At 71.4% G+C, this 18,561-nt stretch carries 24 protein-coding genes; 8 read left to right on the top strand and 16 right to left on the bottom strand.

The genetic code is table 11. The annotated features are described in order from the left end of the window. Positions 1–505 precede the first annotated feature (505 nt). The 5 genes from ACFVU9_RS26505 to ACFVU9_RS26485 are packed head-to-tail and all read right to left on the bottom strand — an operon-like array spanning position 506 to position 4,685. The gene (locus tag ACFVU9_RS26505) at positions 506–1,054 is read right to left on the bottom strand and encodes a Fur family transcriptional regulator (protein WP_387597470.1); all 549 of its coding nucleotides are present in this window, start codon (positions 1,052–1,054) and stop codon (positions 506–508) included. 5 nt (positions 1,055–1,059) lie between these two features. Beyond that, entirely contained in the window at positions 1,060–1,893 is an 834-nt protein-coding gene (locus tag ACFVU9_RS26500; RefSeq protein WP_387597467.1) for a metal ABC transporter permease, read from the bottom strand. Continuing rightward, positions 1,890–2,813, bottom strand: a complete 924-nt coding sequence (locus tag ACFVU9_RS26495) for a metal ABC transporter permease (protein WP_387597465.1) — start codon at positions 2,811–2,813, stop codon at positions 1,890–1,892. Before ACFVU9_RS26495 ends, ACFVU9_RS26500 begins: the two co-directional genes overlap by 4 nt. Further along, a complete protein-coding gene (locus tag ACFVU9_RS26490) occupies positions 2,800–3,726 on the bottom strand; it encodes a metal ABC transporter ATP-binding protein (RefSeq protein ID WP_387597462.1) in 927 nt (308 codons plus the stop codon). The genes ACFVU9_RS26495 and ACFVU9_RS26490 overlap by 14 nt, the downstream gene beginning before the upstream one ends. After that, entirely contained in the window at positions 3,723–4,685 is a 963-nt protein-coding gene (locus ACFVU9_RS26485) for a metal ABC transporter solute-binding protein, Zn/Mn family (RefSeq protein WP_387597459.1), read from the bottom strand. The genes ACFVU9_RS26490 and ACFVU9_RS26485 overlap by 4 nt, the downstream gene beginning before the upstream one ends. A 223-nt stretch (positions 4,686–4,908) precedes the next feature. On the opposite strand from ACFVU9_RS26485, the gene ACFVU9_RS26480 reads away from it, so the two are divergent. Both ACFVU9_RS26480 and ACFVU9_RS26475 read left to right on the top strand, forming a co-directional pair. Further along, positions 4,909–5,244, top strand: coding sequence for an ArsR/SmtB family transcription factor (locus tag ACFVU9_RS26480; protein ID WP_387597456.1), 336 nt, complete (start codon positions 4,909–4,911; stop codon positions 5,242–5,244). Then, positions 5,235–5,921 (top strand): cation transporter, encoded by a 687-nt coding sequence (locus ACFVU9_RS26475; RefSeq protein WP_387597454.1) that lies wholly within the window; start codon positions 5,235–5,237, stop codon positions 5,919–5,921. Before ACFVU9_RS26480 ends, ACFVU9_RS26475 begins: the two co-directional genes overlap by 10 nt. 196 nt (positions 5,922–6,117) lie before the next feature. On the opposite strand, the gene ACFVU9_RS26470 is transcribed toward ACFVU9_RS26475, so the two are convergent. From ACFVU9_RS26470 to rpmB, 11 genes are all read right to left on the bottom strand, one after another. Then, positions 6,118–6,453 (bottom strand): ArsR/SmtB family transcription factor, encoded by a 336-nt coding sequence (locus tag ACFVU9_RS26470; RefSeq protein WP_387597451.1) that lies wholly within the window; start codon positions 6,451–6,453, stop codon positions 6,118–6,120. Between the two features lie 71 nt (positions 6,454–6,524). After that, positions 6,525–6,920 (bottom strand): (2Fe-2S) ferredoxin domain-containing protein, encoded by a 396-nt coding sequence (locus tag ACFVU9_RS26465; protein WP_387597476.1) that lies wholly within the window; start codon positions 6,918–6,920, stop codon positions 6,525–6,527. A gap of 2 nt (positions 6,921–6,922) precedes the next feature. After that, the gene (locus tag ACFVU9_RS26460) at positions 6,923–7,969 is read right to left on the bottom strand and encodes a WD40 repeat domain-containing protein (RefSeq protein ID WP_387597448.1); all 1,047 of its coding nucleotides are present in this window, start codon (positions 7,967–7,969) and stop codon (positions 6,923–6,925) included. Continuing rightward, positions 7,966–9,012, bottom strand: coding sequence for a CobW family GTP-binding protein (locus ACFVU9_RS26455; RefSeq protein WP_387597445.1), 1,047 nt, complete (start codon positions 9,010–9,012; stop codon positions 7,966–7,968). The genes ACFVU9_RS26460 and ACFVU9_RS26455 overlap by 4 nt, the downstream gene beginning before the upstream one ends. Then, positions 9,009–9,290 carry a hypothetical protein gene (locus ACFVU9_RS26450; RefSeq protein WP_387597442.1) on the bottom strand — a complete coding sequence of 94 codons (282 nt, stop codon included), beginning with the start codon at positions 9,288–9,290 and terminating at the stop codon, positions 9,009–9,011. The genes ACFVU9_RS26455 and ACFVU9_RS26450 overlap by 4 nt, the downstream gene beginning before the upstream one ends. 6 nt (positions 9,291–9,296) lie before the next feature. Then, a complete protein-coding gene (gene rpmF / locus ACFVU9_RS26445; protein ID WP_387597439.1) occupies positions 9,297–9,467 on the bottom strand; it encodes a 50S ribosomal protein L32 in 171 nt (56 codons plus the stop codon). Between the two features lie 15 nt (positions 9,468–9,482). Continuing rightward, on the bottom strand, positions 9,483–10,721 hold the full coding sequence (locus ACFVU9_RS26440) for a GTP-binding protein (RefSeq protein WP_387597436.1): 1,239 nt from the start codon (positions 10,719–10,721) through the stop codon (positions 9,483–9,485). Further along, on the bottom strand, positions 10,718–10,969 hold the full coding sequence (gene rpsR, locus ACFVU9_RS26435; RefSeq protein WP_387597433.1) for a 30S ribosomal protein S18: 252 nt from the start codon (positions 10,967–10,969) through the stop codon (positions 10,718–10,720). The genes ACFVU9_RS26440 and rpsR overlap by 4 nt, the downstream gene beginning before the upstream one ends. A 35-nt stretch (positions 10,970–11,004) precedes the next feature. Next, on the bottom strand, positions 11,005–12,192 hold the full coding sequence (locus tag ACFVU9_RS26430; RefSeq protein WP_387597430.1) for a CobW family GTP-binding protein: 1,188 nt from the start codon (positions 12,190–12,192) through the stop codon (positions 11,005–11,007). A gap of 123 nt (positions 12,193–12,315) precedes the next feature. After that, complete coding sequence (rpsN, locus tag ACFVU9_RS26425) at positions 12,316–12,621, bottom strand: 30S ribosomal protein S14 (RefSeq protein ID WP_387597427.1); 306 nt, start codon at positions 12,619–12,621, stop codon at positions 12,316–12,318. Beyond that, the gene (gene rpmB / locus ACFVU9_RS26420) at positions 12,621–12,857 is read right to left on the bottom strand and encodes a 50S ribosomal protein L28 (RefSeq protein WP_387597424.1); all 237 of its coding nucleotides are present in this window, start codon (positions 12,855–12,857) and stop codon (positions 12,621–12,623) included. The genes rpsN and rpmB overlap by 1 nt, the downstream gene beginning before the upstream one ends. Before the next feature lie 164 nt (positions 12,858–13,021). Between rpmB and rpmG the strand changes: the two genes are divergently transcribed. The 6 genes from rpmG to ACFVU9_RS26390 all read left to right on the top strand — a co-directional run bounded on the left by rpmG (position 13,022) and on the right by ACFVU9_RS26390 (position 18,221). After that, entirely contained in the window at positions 13,022–13,186 is a 165-nt protein-coding gene (gene rpmG / locus ACFVU9_RS26415) for a 50S ribosomal protein L33 (protein WP_030461239.1), read from the top strand. Positions 13,187–13,218: 32 nt separating this feature from the next. After that, on the top strand, positions 13,219–13,488 hold the full coding sequence (locus ACFVU9_RS26410) for a type B 50S ribosomal protein L31 (protein WP_387597420.1): 270 nt from the start codon (positions 13,219–13,221) through the stop codon (positions 13,486–13,488). A 38-nt stretch (positions 13,489–13,526) separates the two neighbouring features. Beyond that, on the top strand, positions 13,527–14,750 hold the full coding sequence (locus ACFVU9_RS26405) for a GTP-binding protein (RefSeq protein ID WP_387597417.1): 1,224 nt from the start codon (positions 13,527–13,529) through the stop codon (positions 14,748–14,750). 345 nt (positions 14,751–15,095) lie between these two features. After that, positions 15,096–15,935: a hypothetical protein gene (locus ACFVU9_RS26400; protein WP_387597414.1), complete on the top strand. Its 840-nt coding sequence runs from the start codon at positions 15,096–15,098 to the stop codon at positions 15,933–15,935. Positions 15,936–16,479: 544 nt separating this feature from the next. Beyond that, entirely contained in the window at positions 16,480–17,493 is a 1,014-nt protein-coding gene (locus ACFVU9_RS26395; protein WP_387597412.1) for a permease, read from the top strand. Continuing rightward, on the top strand, positions 17,481–18,221 hold the full coding sequence (locus ACFVU9_RS26390) for a TIGR03943 family putative permease subunit (RefSeq protein WP_387597409.1): 741 nt from the start codon (positions 17,481–17,483) through the stop codon (positions 18,219–18,221). Before ACFVU9_RS26395 ends, ACFVU9_RS26390 begins: the two co-directional genes overlap by 13 nt. The last annotated feature ends 340 nt before the right edge of the window (positions 18,222–18,561 follow it).

The following is an 18,561-nucleotide window of genomic DNA, read 5'->3' as shown; positions in this document are numbered from 1 at the left end:
AAAACACCACACTCACAAGCTCGTTGACCTCATGCACACCATGCCAACGACAACCGTCACCCTTCGTTACCACCGAATACGGGCCAGAGCCGTTCTTTGTACAGACCCTCCGCTGAATCCACCTGGCCACCGAGGAGAAGCCGTGTCCGAGCAGTTCATGAACGTCATGCAGACTGCCGCGTATCCGAACGTGTCCGTTGCGTGGGTGTATCGCGAGGCTCACCGTGTGGGGCTGGTCCCTTATCGGTTCAGTGCCGGTCCGAATGCGAAGTTGCAGATCTTCGATGAGATCTGCACCAGCTCTGCACCGCGCTCGCGGGCGCGCAGACCCCGTTCGGGGTCGTCCCCGACCTCGCGACCTACTCCAAGGCTCCTCGTCCAGATCGCCCGCGACCCCAGCATCCCCGTGCTCGACATCGCATCCCGCTGCCTGCTCAAGGTAGACCACAACACCGGCGCGGCTGAGGTGAGAACGGCCCAAGCGGCTCCGCTCGGTCCAGGGAGTTCAGTTGTCGGCCCGCTCCGCAGTGCAGCCGGTGCAGGTCCCAACGAGCTCCACGGTGTGCTGGACGTCGGCGAAGCCGGAGGTTCGGGCGATGTGGTCGGCCCAGGTCTCGACCGGGCCGGCGTCCACCGGGATGCTGATCCCGCACTGGCGGCAGAGCAGGTAGTGGCGGTGATCGTCGTCGTGACGGTAGCGGAAGAGGCGCTCGCCATTGGCGTCGCGGACCACGTCGGCGCGGCCGACCGCGGCGAGTGCCGTGAGGGTGCGGTAGACGGTGCTCAGACCCACGCGCGAACCGGCCGCGAGCAGCCCGACGTGGAGCAGCTGGGCGCTGATGAACTCCTGGCAATCGGCCAGGGCTTGCAGGACTTCGGTGCGCTGCGCAGTCGGCCTCCCGATCAGTCCGACCTCACCCGTTGGCGCCGGCGGCCGAGCGGCGTCGGCGGTGCGGCCGCCGGGACTGGCGGCGGCGTTGACCGCCCTGCGGTCGAACACCGCCGCCAGGGCGGAGAGCCGTGCGTCGTTCCTGTTGTTCCCCCGTTGCGGCATGGTGGTCAGGCCGCTGCTGGGCGGGCCGTGCGACGGGGTCGGATCAGGAAGGTCGCGGCGTAGACCGCGCCGGCTGTGGCCATGATGGCGAAGCTCGGCGGGAGTTTGGGGGCTTCGGCGCTGAGCAGCAAGCCGCCCCACATCTCGGCGACCGCGAGCCCGGCTGACAGTGCGAGGGCGTGGAAGGGGCGGTCGGTGAGGCGGATCGCCGCGCCGGCCGGGGCGGCGAGGAGGCCGAGCAGCAGCAGGGAGCCGACCGCCTGGGTGGCTTCGGCGGCGGTGGCGCCGACCAGGGCGACGAAGCCGAAGCCGAGCAGCCGTACGGGCACGCCGCGGGCGGCTGCGACGGCCTCGTCCAGGGTGGCGAAGAGCAGCGGGCGGGCGATCAGCAGCAGCACGACGCTGATCGCGGCGGCGATCAGGACGGCGAGCTGGGTCTGGCTTGTACTCAGGCCGAAGATCGAGCCGAACAGGACGGTCGTTCCGGCGCCGCCCTGCGCTCCGCTGCGGGAGGTGGTGTAGATGGTGAGGAAGAAGGCGCCGAGGCCCAGGATCCAGGCGAAGACGCTGCCGATCGCCACGTCGTCCGGACGGCCCCGGCGGCCGATGCCGGCCATGAGCAGGCCGACGCCGACGGTGGCGGTGAAGAGCCCGAGCCGCAGGTCGTAGCCGCCGGCCATGGCGGCCATCGCGCCGGTGAACGCGACGTGGCTCAGTGCGTCGCCGGTGAAGATCTGGGCGCGCAGGACGAGGAAGTAGCCGACCAGACCGGCCGCGAGCGCGATCGCGGTACCGGCGAGCAGCGCGTGCTGGAAGAAGGGCTGGGTGAGCACGTTCATGCCGTACCTCCGATCGAGAGCGGTGTCCGGCCGCGGGGCCGGGACCGGCCGAGCGCCTCGTGCAGGGCGCGGCCGAGGTGGGCCAGGACGTAGCCGGTGAAGGCGATGGTGGTCACGAAGAAGCCGAGCGGGTAGGGCTGGTAGTAGGCGGCGATCAACCCGAGCCAGCAGGAGGCGAATCCGATCAGCACGGCGAGCGCCAGGCTGCGGCCTGGTCGGGAGGTGAGCTGCTGGGCGGTGGCGGCGGGTATCACCATCAGCGCGAAGACCAGAAGCGTGCCGGTGATCTGGCTGGCTTCGGCGGTCGCCGCCCCGAGGAGGACCAGGAACAGGGTGGACAGCAGGCGTACGGGTACCCCGCGTCCGGCGGCGACTTCGGGGTCGACGGTGGCGAAGAGCAGCGGGCGCCCGATCACCGCCAGGACGGCGAGGACGATCGCGCCGACGATCGCCAGCAGCGTCACCTGGCCGGTGGTGATGCCGAGGAAGCTGCCGAAGAGCAGTGCGGTGGGCCCTTCCAGGAGTCCCTTGTACAGGCTGATGAACAGGTAGCCGCAGGCGAGTGCGAAGGCCTGCACGGTCCCGGTGACGGCGGACTCCTCCGCGCCCGTGTCGCGGCCCGTGCGCCCGAGTGCGGCGATCACCAGGGCGGCGGCGACGCAGAAGCCGAAATAGCCCAGGCTGGTGCTCACGCCGAGCAGGATCGCCAGTGAGGCGCCGGGGAAGGCGGCGACGGACAGGGTGTGTCCGGCGAAGGTCTGCCGCCGCAGCACCATGAACCAGCCCACCACCGCGCAGACCACGGAGACGATCGCGCCGGCACGGAAGGCGTTGACCATGAACGGGTACGCCCACATCTCCTGGAAGTCGGCGAGGAGGTTCCAGGAGAAGGCGGGCGATGAGGAGTCAGCCAGAAACATGGCCGCCTCCCGTGCCGGGCCCGGAGTGCCGGTCGCTGTGCAGCGCCGGCGCCTCGGGCTGGCCGACGACCACCAACCGCCCGTCCGAGGTGCGCAACACCTCGATGGGCGTGCGGTAGAGGCGGGTCAACGTCTCGGAGGTGATCACCTCGGCGGGCGTGCCGGCGACGGCGCCACCCTCCGCGATGTACACGACCCGGTCCAGGTGGTGGAGGATCGGGTTGACGTCGTGGGCGACCATCACCACGGACACGCCCTCCTGGTGGCAGATCCGGCCGAGGAGCGCGGCGATGGCACTCTGGTTGGGCAGGTCGAGGCTGTCCAGCGGCTCGTCCAGGAGCAGCAGTCGCGGGCGCCGTATCAGCGCCTGGGCGATCAGCAGCCGCTGCTGCTCGCCACCCGAGCACTGCCCGATCGGCCGGTGCGCGTACGCGCTCGCGCCGACCAGCTCGACGACCTCTGCGACGCGGTCGCGGGCAGCCCTGCGCTTGGCCCGGCCCAGGCCCGGGACGGGGATCCCCCACTGATCCCCGTCCAGACCCATCCGCACCACGTCCACCCCGCGGATGCGCACGCTCGCGTCGAAGCTCCGCCGCTGCGGCAGGTACCCCACGGCCGAGCTGCGCGCGCCGGGCGTGCCGCCGAGCACCCGTACCTCGCCGGCCGCCGCCGGAAGGATCCCCAGCAGGACCTTGACCAGGGTGGACTTGCCCACCCCGTTGGGGCCGAGGACGGCGGTGAACTCCCCGGCCCCCACGGTCAGATCGACACCCGACCACAGGGTCCGCCCGCCCACCCGCACCGCCGCACCGCTCAGCGACAGTACCGGCTCACCGGTCGGCTGCCGGGGCTCGGAGAGCGGGTCGGTGCGCTCCATGTCCGTACGGACCTTCTCGATCGGGTGGATGCTCACTTGCCCGTCGCCTGCTTCAGCGCGTCAGCGATGCCCTGCAGCTGCTGGGTCTGCCAGTCCTGGAAGGTGGCGTTCGCGGGGGCGAGGGTCTCCGTGACCTGGGCCACCGGGATGCCCTGCTTCTTGGCCGCGTCGACCTGGGCCACCACGTCGGGGTTGGAGTTCTGGCTGTTGTACACATAGATCTTGATCTGCTTGCCGGAGATCTGCTGGTCGATGGTCGCCTTGTCGGCGGCGGTCGGGTCGGTGCCCTCACTCTCCGCGTCGAGGAAGGTCTCCGGGGTGAGCATCTTCAGGCCCACGCTATCGGCGAGCGGGGTGACGATCGACTCGGAGGCGCCGATCGGGGTGTCCGCGTACTTCGCCTTGATGTCGGTCTCCAGCTGGTTGTACTTGGCCAGAGTCTGGCTTTCGAAGGTCTGCTTCTGGCTGTCGAAGTAGGCCGCGTCGGCCGGATCCATCTTCTTGTAGTCGGCGGTGATCTGGTCGATCACCTTGTAGACGCTGTCGTGCGAGTACCACTGGTGCGGGTTGTCGCCCTCCTTCTTCCCCACCAGGTCACCGACCTTCAGCGCCGTCCGGTTCGGTCCCGGGTTCGCGGCGAGGAGCTTGTCCGACCACGCGTCGTAGCCGATCCCGTTGGTGATCACGTAGTCCGCGCCCGCGATGGTCCGCCCGTCGGCGGCGGTCGGCTCGTAGGAGTGCGGGTCGGTGTCCGGGTTGGTGATGATGCTGGTCACCTCGACGTGGTCACCGCCGAGCTGGGTGGCGATGCTGCCCCAGAAGTTCTCCGCCGCCACCACCTGGATGGTCTTGGAGCCGGCCGTGCTGGACAGACTCGTCTTCGCCGGCGAGGAGGTCGAGCAGGCGCTGGTGGTCGCGAGGGCGGCGACGGCGGCGGCGCTCAGGAGGAGGCGGGCGGGGTGTCTGCGGACGGAGCGGCGCAGGACGACGCGCATGGCGTGGGTACTCCTTGAGGCTGTTACTCATCACGAGCGTGCGGACCCCCTGGGGAAGGGCCCGTCTCCCGTCTCGGCTGGACGCCTCCCACGCTAGTCGGAAACGATTTTCAGAACCAGGCCGTTTTACTTTGAGATGAAAATCATTGCCGAACTTTGACTGGCCCTCACGCATAGTTCATAGATCTATGAATTCAGAGATACATGAACTACCGTGGGGCGCATGCTGACTCTCGCCGCCGACGTCGACGTGCTGGTGCGGTTCGGCCGCGCGCTCGCCGACCCGATCCGCTGCCGCCTCCTGCTCACCCTGCGCGATGCCCCGGCACACCCCGCCGACCTGGCCGAGGCGCTGGGGATCTCCCGGACACGACTCTCGAACCACCTGGCCTGCCTACGCGACTGCGGCCTGGTGGTAGCCGTCCCGCTAGGACGCCGCATCCGGTACGAGCTCGCCGACCCCCGGCTCGGCCACGCCCTGGACGACCTTCGCACCGCCGTCGTCACCGTCGACCAAGCCCGCAGCTGCCCGGACGCCGACGACCAGGAATGCTGCTGATGCCACCCGCAGCTCGGAGCAACGCCCTGGCCCGCCGGATACGACTGCTGGCCGCCGCCACCATCGCCTACAACGTCGTCGGGGCCGTCGCCGCCATCACCGCAGGCAGCCTGGCCTCCTCTGCCGCACTGGTCGGCTTCGGCCTGGACTCCCTGGTCGAGGTGTCCTCCGCTGCCGCCCTGGCCTGGCAGTTCTCCGCCCGTGAGCACGCCGTGCGCGAAGCACGGGAGCACATCACGTTGCGGATGATCTCGCTGTCGTTCTTCGCGCTGGCCGCCTATGTGAGCATTGACGCCGTCCTCACGCTCTACGGCGGCAGTCACCCGCAGCACTCGCTGCCGGGGGTCGTGCTGGCCGCCGTGTCCTTGGCCGTCATGCCGGTCCTCTCCGCCGCCCAGCGCCGCGCCGGACGTGAACTCGGCTCGGCCTCGGCGGTCGCCGACTCCAAACAGACGCTGCTCTGCACCTACCTCTCGGCGGTCCTGCTTGCCGGCCTGCTCGCCAACGCCACCCTCGGCTGGTCCTGGGCCGACCCGGTCGCCGCCCTGGCGATCGCCGCGATCGCGGTCAAGGAGGGTCGGCAGGCTTGGCGCGGCGAAGCCTGCTGCCCTCCCCCTGCCGCCGAGGCCGACCCGGGCGACTGCACCTGCGACTGCACCAGTGCTTGTGCCTGCTGATGTGCGATCGACTCGCCCCGACCGCCACCCGAGCGAAACTGCCCGCGCTCGACACAACCAGCTGGCGATCATCCCCAGCCGGCCCACGCCTACCGCGACGCGCTTCCCAACTCTCCAGCCGTGAACCCGCGGCGCGATGTGGTCGTCGGCGATCCATGGTGATCGGCACCACCGGCACTCAGCACGTGCCATCGCGTCAAGCAAGTCGCAGGTGTTCGATGTGGGCGAAGGCTTGGTCGAGGAGGGCCGCCACATGGTGGTCGTAGAGGTCGTAGACAACGGTGCGACCCTGGCGCTGGCGGGTGACCAGGCCGAGGGTCCACAGCAGGCGCAGTTGGTGGGAGCAGGCGGACTGCTCCATGCCGACGGCGGCGGCCAGTTCGGTTGACGGGCAAGCACCTTGTCGCAGGCGGGCGAGGATCAGCAGCCGTGAGGGGGCGGCGAGGGCTTGCAGGGTGGCCGCGAGTTGCTCGGCGGTTCGCAGGTCCAGGAGGGCCGGGGTGGTGACCGCGGTGTCGGGTGCGTGCCCCATGGCCGGTCCTTCCGTGCGCAGTGGTGGGTTGCCCGCCTGGTCGGACGCGGGTGGTGGGCAACCGGGAGCCGTCACCGGCGGGTGCGTGCCTGGTCGCCGCTGTGGGGCGGCGCGATGCGCTGAAGGTCCAGGGTGGCGGGGAGTTCGGCGATGCCGGGGCCGCCGGCGAGTGCGTACCAGGTGATCAGGTCGAGGCTGTCGTCGTCGAGTGCCCAGCCGAACCAGACCGGTCGGCCGCCTTGGGCACGGCCTCGGGCGGAGGGCTGGACGACGATGACGTTCGACTGTGCGCAGGCGTCCAGGCAGTCCGTGGTGCGCACGAGCAACCCGCCGTGCGTGGCTGCGGCGGCGACCGCGTGCAGGCGGGCGAGTTGACCGGAGTGGTCGGTGTCGGGGTGCTTGGCGGCACTGCCGCAGCAGCAGCCCCGGCAGACGACCAGTGTGCAGGGCCGTCCGCCGGGTCGCATCGTCACCGGGCCAGGACGTCCTGCAGCGGCCACGCCTCGACCCGCCCCTCGTAGTCGGCGATCACCAGGGTGCGCGGGTCGGCCCAGGCCAGCGCGGTGACCGGCTCGGGCAGTTCCCGCAGCCATGCGGGCTTGACTCGGGCGCCGGGGCGGCCGGAGTCGGCGCGCCAGAAGGCGACGATGCCCTCGGCGCCCGCGCTGGCGAGGACGGCCGAGCCGCCGGGGCGCCAGGCCAGGGCGGTGATGGTCTCGTGGGCGCGCAGCGAGCGCGGGCTGGTGCCGGCGGGTCCCTTGCCGGAGAAGTCCCAGACGGTGATGTCGGGGGCGCCGTCGGAGGCCAGCCAGCGGCCGGTGTCGTCGAAGGCGAGGCGGGCGATCTTCTCGGGGTAGCCCTGCATGGTGAGGTCGTCGCCGATGGGGGCACCCCCGGCCGAAGGCTGGGGGAGGGTGCGCCAGATGTGGATGCTGGAGTCCTGGTTGCCGGTGCAGATCCATCGGCCGTTGGGGTTGAGCGCGATGGCGAGGTGCGAGCCGAGGTACCTGTACTCGGTGACCGGCTTGTCGGTGTGCCGTTCGTGGCAGCGCACGCCGCCGTAGGCGGAGCTGGCGAGGCGTCGGCCCTCGCGTAGCCAGGCGAGGTCGGTGACGGTGCTGGGGGCCGGGTCGGTGGTCCACTGCTGGGTGCCGTCCGGGTCCAGGACCAGGGCGCGGCGCCCGGAGGCGACGGCGACCCGGTCGGGAGCGGGCCACCGTACGGCGCTGGACCAGGATCCGGTCTGCTCGGCCAGGACGCGCCCGTCGGCGCGGCGCCAGAGCGCGTGGCCAGTGGGGCCGGACAGTGCGAGGTGGGCGGCGTCCGGGGAGAAGGCCGCGGCGAGCAGTCCGCCGGGCAGCGTGACGGTGCCCACCGGGGTGCCGGTTGCGGCCTCCAGGATCCACGCGGTGCCGCCCGCGCCCGCGATCGCGACCAGGCCGGCGGCGGTGGCGACGGCGATCGGCGCGTCGTCGACGGCGGTGGTCCAGGCGGGGGCGGTGGTGGCGCTCGTCATGCGCGGTCTCCTGCACGGGAGTTGGCCGCGAGGCAGTTGGCGAAGTCCTCGTTGAGCTGCTCGCGGTCGAGGTTGCGGCCGATGAAGACCAGGCGGTTGCGGCGAGTCTCGCCGTCCCGCCACGGGCGCCCGTTCTCGCCCTCCAGCAGCATGTGGACGCCCTGGAAGACGTACTGCCGCTCCGAGCCGGCGATGGCGAGGATGCCCTTGGAGCGGAAGATGTCGGCGCCCTTGGTGCGCAGCAGGTGGCCGAGCCAGCGGTTGAGGCGGTCCTGGTCTAGGTCGCCGGAAAGGTCGATGCCGACGGAGGTGACGGTGGTGTCGTGCTGGTGCTCGGTCTCGGTGAGGAAGGCCGGCTCGCCTTCCAGTACCCGGTCGAGGTCGAAGGCGTGGACGTCCAGGACCTTGTCCAGCTCGACCTTGGCGTGCTGGGCGCGGATGATCTCGACCGGGGTGTTGATCGCGCGGATCCGTGCGGTGACCTCGGTGAGGTGTTCTTCGCTGACCAGGTCGGTCTTGTTGAGGACGATCTTGTCCGCGAAGGCGACCTGCTCGACCGCCTCGTTCTCGACGCCCTCGGGCTTGACCTCGTCGAGGTGGTCGAGGACGTGCGCGGCGTCGACCAGGGTGACGATCGCGTCCAGGCGCAGCTGGGAGGAGATCTCGTCGTCCATGAAGAAGGTCTGGGCGACGGGGGCCGGGTCGGCCAGGCCGGTGGTCTCGATGATGATGCGGTCGAACGTGTCGCGGCGGCGCATCAGCGCACCGAGGATACGGATCAGGTCTCCTCGGACGGTGCAGCAGATGCAGCCGTTGTTCATCTCGAAGATCTCTTCTTCGGCGTCGAGCACGAGGGCGTCGTCGACACCGACCTCGCCGAACTCGTTCTCGATGACGGCGATGCGCAGGCCGTGCTGCTCGGTGAGGATGCGGTTGAGCAGGGTGGTCTTGCCGGAGCCCAGGAAGCCGGTCAGGACGGTGACGGGGACACGGGTGTCGACCTGGTCCGTGGGCTCGTCGATCGTCGTGGCTGGGTTGCTCACGGTCGTTCTCCTTCGGAGGTCGTCGGGGGCTCGGCGAGGGCGGCTGCGAGCAGGTCGGGCGTGATCTCGTCGACGGGGTGGTGGAGTGTCCAGCGCCGGGTGCCGCCGGCGGGTGGGAGCACGGCGGCGACGGTCTCCACGGGCGGGCAGCCGGGTTCGGTGCAGTCGAGCTGCCGGATCAGGACGATGTCCTCGTCCGTCAGGGCGAGGAGTTGGCGGGCGTGGTTCTTGAGCACGGTCAGCTGGGCAGCCTGGCGCGGGGATGCCGGCCTGGGCATGGCGTCTCAGGCCCCGGGAGTCAGCAGGCCACGCTCGTAGGCGCGGACCAGGTTGCGTGGCACGAGGTGCTCGCGGCCGTCGATGGTGATCGGCACCAGCTGCGGCGTGGTCGCCTTCCAGTTGGCGCGGCGGTGCCGGGTGTTGCTGCGGGACGTCTTGCGCTTGGGGACGGCCATGCCGGGTTCCTCCTGCTATGCGTGGGTGTGGTCGTGGTCTTGCTGGAGCTCGTACTCGTCCCACGCCGGGAACGGGTCCTCGAACGCCGTCCAGGCGCGTGGCCCGGCCGTGTGTTCGGCGTCGTCCAGCAGGCAGTGGGCGAGTGCGGCGCGCAGCTCGTCCTTGCGTAGGCCGGTGCCGATGAAGACCAGCTCCTGGCCGCTGTGCACCTGCTCGTCGCCGAGGCCGGTCAGCGCCGTGGCATCGGTCAGCGTGACCAGGTCCGTCGCCGGGCTCGTGGTCGGGCGCATGCCGGAGGGTTCGAAGCGGGCAACCGAGCCCGCCTGCGACCACAGGCCGGTGACGGCCGGCCGGGAGGCGAGCCAGAAGTAGCCCTTCGAGCGCAGGACGGTGCCGAACTCCCCCGCATCGAGCCGGCGGCTCACCAACTCCCAGAGCCGGCCGGGGTGGAAGGGCCGTTCGGCGCGGAAGACCAGGCTGGTGATGCCGTACTCCTCGGTCTCCGGCACGTGGTCGCCGTTGAGCTCGGCGACCCAGCCGGGGGCCTCCTGGGCCTTGGTCAGATCGAATAGGCCGGTGCCTAGGAGTTCGGCGGGCGGGACCTTGCCGCCGGTCGCGCGGACGATCCTGGCCGCGGGGTTGAGGCGGCTGAGTGCGGCGGCGAGCCGGTCGGCCTCCTCGGCCGTGACCAGGTCGGTCTTGTTCAGGACCAGGACGTCGGCGAACTCGACCTGGTCCATCAACAGGTCACTGACGGTGCGTTCGTCGTCCTCGTACTGGTCGAGGCCGCGGGCCGTCAGCTCGTCGCCGCCGCGCAGTTCGGGCAGGAAGTTCGCGGCATCGACCACGGTGACCATGGTGTCCAGGCGGGCCACGTCGCCCAGGGTCGCGCCGTCGTCGCGGGCGAAGGCGAAGGTGGCCGCGACGGGCATCGGCTCGGAGATGCCGCTGGACTCGATCAGCAGGTAGTCGAAGCGCCCGGCCCGGGCCAGGCGGTCGACCTCCTCCAGCAGGTCGTCGCGCAGGGTGCAGCAGATGCAGCCGTTGGTCATCTCGACCAGGCGTTCCTCGGTCCGGGAGAGGGCGCCGCCGCCCTCGCGGACCAGGGCGGCGTCGATGTTGATCTCGCTCATGTCGTTGACGATGACCGCGACCCGCAGGCCTTCCCGGTTGTTCAGCAGGTGGTTGAGCAGCGTGGTCTTGCCCGCACCGAGGAATCCGGACAGCACGGTGACCGGGAGGCGGCCGCTCACCGGCCCGCCTTCGCGGCGGTCGGGCCACCGGAGACGTGCGGCAGCAGCGCCGTCTCGCGGGCGTTCTTGACGGCCCGCGCCATCGCCTTCTGCTGCTGGACGGTGAGGCCGGTGACCCGACGGCTGCGGATCTTGCCGCGGTCGGAGATGAACTTCCGCAGGAGGTCGGTGTCCTTGTAGTCGATGTAGGTGATGCGGGCTTCGTGCAGCGGCTTGCGGTCCCTGCGCGCGGGAGCGATCTTGATCACGTCTTTCCTTGCTTCCGGCTGAAGTTGACGGCAGGTCAGGAGACCGGCTCGAGCAGTTCATTAAAGGCGTCTGGCAGGGCTTTCCAGCCCGGTTCGCCGGCCGCGAGTTCGGCGTCGGTGAGCAGGCAGGAGTCGAGAAGCTCGGTGATCCCGTCCACGTCCAAGCCTTCGGCGGTGAAGCACAGTTGCTGCACCCGGTCGCCGTGGACGGCGTCCCAGTCGAGCGCCGCGGCGGCCCGTCGGGCGGGCGGGTAGAGCTCCCAGGCCGCGTCCGGCAGCGTGGCCAGCCACGGACCGCACTCCTCCACCGCCAGGTTGGCCCCCGCCGCGTCCCAGGCGAGCATCAGGTCGGGGCGGTTGGCGAGCCAGAACCGCCCCCGGCTGCGCTGCGCGGCCGGGACCAGCTGGTCGAGTGCGTCATACAGGCGCTCGGGATGCAGCGGCCGACGCCGCTCCCAGACCAGCGTGGCCACCCCCGCTTCGTCGGCTTCCTGCGGCAGCAGGGCCAGTGCCGGGTTCACCCGGTCGCGGGCGGCCGCCACGTCGAATCCCCCGAGCGCCGCACGAACCAGAGCTCCGGTTCCCAGACGCACCGCACGGGCGGTCGGGTGGAGCTGCCGCAGCATCGCGATGCCCGCATGCAACTCCGCCGTCCCGGCGGCCTGCTCGGCGCGGGAGACGGCCAGCGCGTCGGCGTACTCGATCTGGTGGGCGAGCGCCTCCGCCACCGTGCGGTCATCGTCGCCACAGGTGTGCAGATGATGCTCGAAGAGCTGGTCCGAGACCGACAGTTCCGGGACGACCCGGAGCGGGTCGACGGCCGTGACCACGCCGACCACGTCCACCACCTCGTGCATGCACCGGTCGTCGGCCTCACCGCCCGCTATCACCTCGACCAGCGGGTGCGGGTCGCTGCCGCCCCACAGCTCCACCACCGCGAGGCGATGCCTCCCGGCATCGGCGATCTTCAGCAGTTCGGGCAGCAGGTCCTCCCGCAGCGCGCAGCACGGGCAGTCGTTGGTGAGCGGCACGTGGGCCTCGCCCAGCGGACCGGATGCGTCCCAGGCCCTTCGGCTCACCCTGCCCTTGCCGGCTGCGGTCAGGTCGTGGTGCAGGACCACCGCCCCCTCGCAGCCGGCGAGCAGCTCCAGGACGGCCTGACGCCGCTCGGCCTCGTGCAGGCCGGCGACCACCACCACGGGCAGCAGGCTCTGTTGGGACACGGGTCTTCCTTTCTCAGTCACTGCACCGGCGTTGGCCGGCGGAGCAGGTTGGGGGTCGCGCCCCGGACGGCGCGACCCGGGAGAGTCCGCGCGGCACGGGGCGCGACCAGTTCACGCGGTGCGCTACCAGCTGGCCTTGCGCACACCGGGCAGGAATCCGGCGTGGGCCTGCTGACGTACACCGATGCGGGAGAGCCCGAAGGCCCGCAGGTAGCCGCGCGGGCGGCCGTCGACCGCGTCGCGGTTGCGGACCCGGGTGGCGCTGGCGTCGCGCGGCTGGCGCTGCAACTCGGCCTGCGCGGCCAGGCGGTCCTCGGGTGCGGTCGCCGGGGAGGCGATCAGGCGCTTGAGCTCGGCCCTGCGCTCGGCGTACCGGGCGACAACGGCTCGGCGCTGCTCGTTCTTGGCGATCTTGCTGCGCTTGGCCATCAGACCTTCTCTCCCCGGGCACGCACGACGGCGACGGCCCTCTCGATGCCGAGCTTGTCGACGGTCTTGATGCCCTTGGCGCTCAGCGTCAGGCGGACGAACCGGCCCTCGCTCGGCAGCCAGTAGCGCTTGGTCTGGGCGTTGGGGTCGAAGCGGCGCCGGGTGCGGCGGTGCGAGTGGGAGATGGCGTTGCCGAAACCGGGCTTGCGGCCGGTGAGTTGGCAGTGGGCGGACATGGCGACTCCGTGCCGGTGAGGACAGCGGCGGCAGACGGGGCCGGCAGCCCATGGGAATGCCGCCGCTGCCGCGAACGTTGAGCCGACACTACACTAGATGAAAACGAAAACCATTACGCTATGGTGAAGTCCACGCCAGTCCGACACACCAGGAAGGACCCCCAATGGCCCGCAACGAACTGCGCCCGATCATCAAACTCCGCTCCACCGCAGGAACCGGCTACACCTACGTCACCCGCAAGAACCGCCGCAACGACCCCGACCGCCTGGTGCTGCGCAAGTACGACCCGGTAGTCCGGCAGCACGTCGACTTCCGCGAAGAGCGCTGACCACCCACCCCGCCTGCCACCAGGAGAACCCCATGCAGTCCGGCATCCACCCCGAGTACCGCCCCGTCGTCTTCCGCGACAAGGCCGGCGACCTCGCCTTCCTCACCCGCTCGACCGCCTCCAGCGACAAGACGATCGAGTGGACGGACGGCAACACCTACCCCGTCATCGACGTCGAGATCTCCTCCGCCAGCCACCCGTTCTACACCGGCAACGCCCGCGTCCTGGACACCGCCGGCCGCGTCGAGCGCTTCCAGCGCCGCTACGGCCTCACCGGCTCGAAGCCCGGCACGGCGAGCTGACACACACCGACTCGTCCGGTGCACCGAGGAGGAATCAGTTGACCCCGCAGGGCGAGCCCCGCCCGCTGCCGATCACAGTGCTCGGCGGCCTCGCCACCGGCGTCCGGGACTGCGTCGCCGACCTGGCGCGCATCGAGGTCCCGGGCCTCGCGGTGCTCACCGTGCAGGTCGCCGCCGACGCCCGTACGGCCTCCTGGCAGGTGCACGAGCGTCGCGGACCGGTCGGCGGCGGCACGCTGACCCCGGCGCGCCCCTGCTCCTCCGACGCGCTGCCGCCGGCCCTGCTCGCCGTCCTGCTGCAGCTGACGCGCACCGCCCGCTACCGGCACCTGCTGCTCGCCCTGCCACCGGGCATGGCGCCGGACCTGGTCGCCCTGGATGTGGCGGAGGGCCACGTCCGCGGGCAGGCACTCGCCGACCACCTGCGCATCGACACGGTCGCCGCCTGCGTCGACCTGTCGCGACTCGAGGACGATCTGGGCTCCGGCGACCGGCTCCTGGACCGGGGACTGGCCATCGGCCCCGCAGACCGGCGCACCGTCGCCGAGACCGCCGCCCGCCACCTCGCGAGCGCCAGGACCGTGGTGACCTCGAACGCACACGACCCGGATCCCGCCGCCTCCGCACGCGCCGTCGCCCTGGTGCGCCACCTCTCCGCGTACCGCTCCATGGCCCACATCTGCCACGACCCGCTGACCGGCGCCCTCTGGACGCCCGACCTCCCGGCACTGATCGGCCGGAACCACTTCGACCCCGACGACGTCCGGGACCGGCACGGCCCACTGCCCGTCCCCCGACAGCCGCGCGCGCCGGAGTTCGGCGTCCGCACCACGTACTGGTCCTCCCGCCGGCCGATGCACCCACAACGCCTGCACGACGCACTGGCGCAAATCTGCCCGGATGTCATACGCGGACACGGGCACCTGTGGCTCGCCAACCGGCCCCGGTCCATCCACCGCTGGGAGTCCGCCGGCGAGCACCTGGCCATCCACACCGCGGGCACCTGGCTACCCGAGCACGACGGCAAGGCATGGCAGACGGCCTCGGCCGAGCGGCGCACGTTCGCCGCACTGCTCTGGCACCCCTACTACGGCGAGCGCCGCTGCGAACTGACCTTCACCGGCATCGACCTCGACGTCCCCTCCCTCCACGAGCGACTGAACAGCTGCCTGCTCACCGACTCCGAACTCGCCCTCGGAACGGACCACTGGCGCCTGCCCGACGACCCCTTCGCTGCAGCCCTCGGCATCGAGGCGGCATGACCGGTCCTCAAGGCGGGGGCCGACCTCGCGAATCCGTGACGTCCGTGGAACTCGTCCCGACCTCGCCACCCCCTTTGCCTCCCTCCCAGCCGACGCCGAGCCGGCCGACAACCTGGCCACCCGCTGTGTGCCCTCCATGGCCCGACCGCCGTCGGCGCCGCCGAGGGCGTTCCGCTCGGCCTGGACTTTCCGTTATCGCGGTTCCCGTCACCGGTCTCCTGTTGTAGCGAGGCCGAATCTCCTCGACCCCGGACGGCGCCGGCTTCGCCGCGCCGGCTCGGGAACCTGCCGATGACCGCTTCTCCGCCTCGTTCATTCTCCCGAGGTTGGCTGCTCGCGTCCTGCGTGCCCGTGCTGCTCGTGCTCGGGATGGCCGCATCCGTCCCGCCCGTCTCCTCCGGCTCACCCCGGGACGCGACGGCGCGCATGCCGGGAATGCCCGGGATGGCGCACGCGGCGGGCACCGCCCAGGGCCTCGCCCGCGGCCTCGCCACCGAGCAGGACGGCTACCGCCTGAACGCCGCGACCTGCGGCGTGCCGGCCGGCCTGCCGACGGCCTTCCAATTCGCCGTCACCGGCCCTGACGGCACCCCCGTCACCGACTTCACCGTCCATCAGACCAGGAAGCTGCACTTCTACGCGATCCGCACCGATCTCACCGGCTTCCAGCACCTGCACCCGGACATCTCCGACGACGGCACCTGGACCGCCGATCTCGCCGCCCTCGCTCCGGGCACCTGGCGGCTGTACGCCGACTTCATCCCGAACACCGGCCCCCACGCCACAGAGCTCGTCCTCAGCCGCACCGTGACGGTGCCGGGCGAGGTTGTCCCGACACCCCTGCCCGCCCCGACCGGCAGCACCGTCGTCGACGGCTACACCGTCACCCTGCACGCCCAACCGATGGCCGGTGCACACCAGTTGACCGCCACCGTCAGCCAGGCCGGCCGCCCCGTCACCGACCTCCAGCCCTACCTGGACAGCTACGCCCACCTCACCGCCTTCCACGAGGGTGACCAGGCACTGGCCCACCTCCACCCGGCGAACACCGTCAACGGCGACCACGGCGGGCCCACCCTGACCTTCCAGGCCCTGCTCGCCGAGCCCGGCAACTGGCGGGTCTTCCTGCAGTTCCAGACCGCCGGACAACTGCACACCGCCGAACTCACCTTGCACGTCGACTGAAATCCGCGGTGCCCGGCCCGACCACCCTTCCCGGGACACTCCGCAGCCCTGAACTCCGTGCTCGGGAGCAGGCGGTGCCGGCTGCGCAGAGTCCGCTCGCTGTGCCCCACACAGCGTGCGCAGCCGGCCTCGGGGCCGGACACGGACGAGTTCGCGAGCATTCAGGCCGCCGGCACCGAAACCCCCGGTCCCGCGCGACCCTCCGAACCCTCGTCCGGCCCCGGCTTCCCAGCCAACCAGAAGCATCGGTCCGAAATGACGGCGTTGCCGAGACCTTGCTCAGCGCTTGGCAGGCAGTTGACCTGCCGGCCGGGTGCCGGTGGTGAGGGCGCGCGGGGCCGCCACCGCCCAGGACGTGTGGCGGGCAGCTGTGCCCCGACCCATCGGCGACGTCTCGGATCGGAGAGCAAGCCCCGGGACGCGGCTGGGGCTCTGTCCGGGGTCTCGGGCGTTCCTCCGCAGGCACCGCCTAGACTCGCCCCCGGCCGCGCGTTCGGGTGCGGCCGTACCTCAGATTCCTGCGGTGAAGGAGCGTCCGGCCGCCATGGCTGACAAGACCGCCGTCGAGGCCAGGCCGCACCCGGTTGCGGGCACCGACCGCACCCGCCGCCGGGTCCGCTCGCCCGGTTCGCTCGAAGCGCTGGTCGCCGAGATAGTGGCCGTGCTGGTCGGCCGTCAGTTCCTGGGCGGCTGGACGGGACCGGCGTGGCTGGAGGCCTGGGGGGCGGTCTTCGTCGCCGTCTGCGTGCAGGCGCTGCCGTTCCTGCTGCTCGGCGTGGTGCTGTCGGCCACGATCGCCGCGTTCGTTCCCGCGCGGCTGCTGGAACGGGCGCTGCCGCGGAACCCGTTGCTCGCCGTGCCGATCGCCGGCGCGGCCGGGGTGGTGCTGCCCGGCTGCGAGTGCGCCTCCGTGCCGGGGGCCGAGCGGCTGATCGCGCGCGGGGGGGCGCCAGCCGCCGCGCTGGCGTTCCTGCTCTCCTCACCGGCCGTCAACCCGGTGGTCCTGGTGGCCACCGCCGTCGCCTTCCGGGGGCAGCCCGAGCTGATGGCGGCGCGCTTCCTCGCCTCCCTCGCCACCGCCGTGGTCATGGGGCTGCTCTGGGCCCGGTTCGGCCGCCCGGAGTGGCTGCGGCCCCGGGTGCCGTCGAACGGTCCGACCGGCTGGACGGCCTTCCGCGCCTCGCTGGAACACGACTTCCTGCACGCCGGCGGCTTCCTGGTGATCGGCGGGATGACGGCGGCCACCCTGAACGTCGCCGTGCCGCGCGACCTGCTCAGGGGCGCGGCCGGCCTGTCGGGCGTCGAGGTCCTGGTCCTGGCCCTGCTGGCGGTCCTGCTCGCGGTCTGCTCGGAGGCGGACGCCTTCGTCGCCGCCGGACTGAGCCGCTTCTCCCCCACCGCCCGGCTGGCGTTCATGGTCGTCGGCCCGATGGTGGACGCCAAACTGATCGCCCTCCAGGCCGGCACCTTCGGACGGGCCTTCGCCTGGCGCTTCTGCGCCGCCATGTTCGCCGTCGCCGTGACCGCGTCGACCGTGACCGGCTGGTGGCTTCTGTGAGGCGCGAAGTCCGGGCGCTGCTGCACATCCTGCTCGGTGCGGCAGTGCTGCACATCGCGCTCTTCAGTGAGCTGTACCTGCGGTACGTCCGCAAGGGCCTGCGACCGTACCTGATCGCGAGCGGCACACTGCTCGTCGCGGTGGGCCTGATCGGCGCGGCCGTCGCCGCCCGGGAGTTGCTGCGCCCCAAGCACGACGCCGACACACCCGACGCCCACCACGGGCACGGTCACGGCACACCCCGCACCGCGTGGCTCCTCCTCCTGCCCGTCCTGGCAATCTATCTGCTTCAACCCCGAGCGCTCGGCGCCTACACCGCACAGCGCTCGGACAGCACCACCGTCAAACCCGCGCAGGCCGCGGGCGGCCTCGCCCCGCTGCCCACAACCGACCCGATCGCCATGCGGCTCGCCGACTTCGACGCCCGCGCCGTCTGGGACACCAGCGGTTCGCTCAAGGGACGGCAGGTCCGGCTCACCGGCTTCGCCACGCCCGCACCCGACGCAGGCGGCTGGTACCTCGCCCGGCTGACGATCACCTGCTGCGCCGCCGACGCGCAGACCAGCAAGGTCGAGATCCATGGCGCCGACGCACCGCCCAAGGGCGCCTGGGTCCAGGTCACCGGCCGCTGGCAGCCGGACGGGCCGGCCGGCCAGGACAGCGCCGTCCCGGTCCTGGCGGCGGACCAGGTCCATCGGATCGCCGAACCGGGCGACCCGTATGAGTGAGCACCCGTCAGCCATGACCGAAGGACATATGAGAAACCGCCGCCGTGCGGTCGCCGTACTCGCGCTGGGTGTGGTCGCCGCGCTCACTAGGGCGAGCGCCGCTGCGAACTGACCTTCACCGGCATCGACCTCGACGTCCCGTCGCTCCACGAGCGGCTGAACAAGTGCCTGCTCACCGACTCCGAGCTCGCCCTCCGAATGGAACACTGGCGGCTGTCCGACGCCCCCTTCACCGAAGCCCTCGGGACCGACTCGCCGTCGCACTGACCTCCAGCGATCACCAGACCCGGCCAACCCGGGTTCGACCGCCCTCGACCATCAGTCGAGGCAGTCATGCCGC

Source organism: Kitasatospora sp. NPDC057936 (assembly GCF_042887525.1).
In the GTDB taxonomy this organism is placed as follows: Bacteria; Actinomycetota; Actinomycetes; order Streptomycetales; family Streptomycetaceae; genus Kitasatospora.
This window is presented reverse-complemented; position numbering and strand designations above follow the sequence as displayed.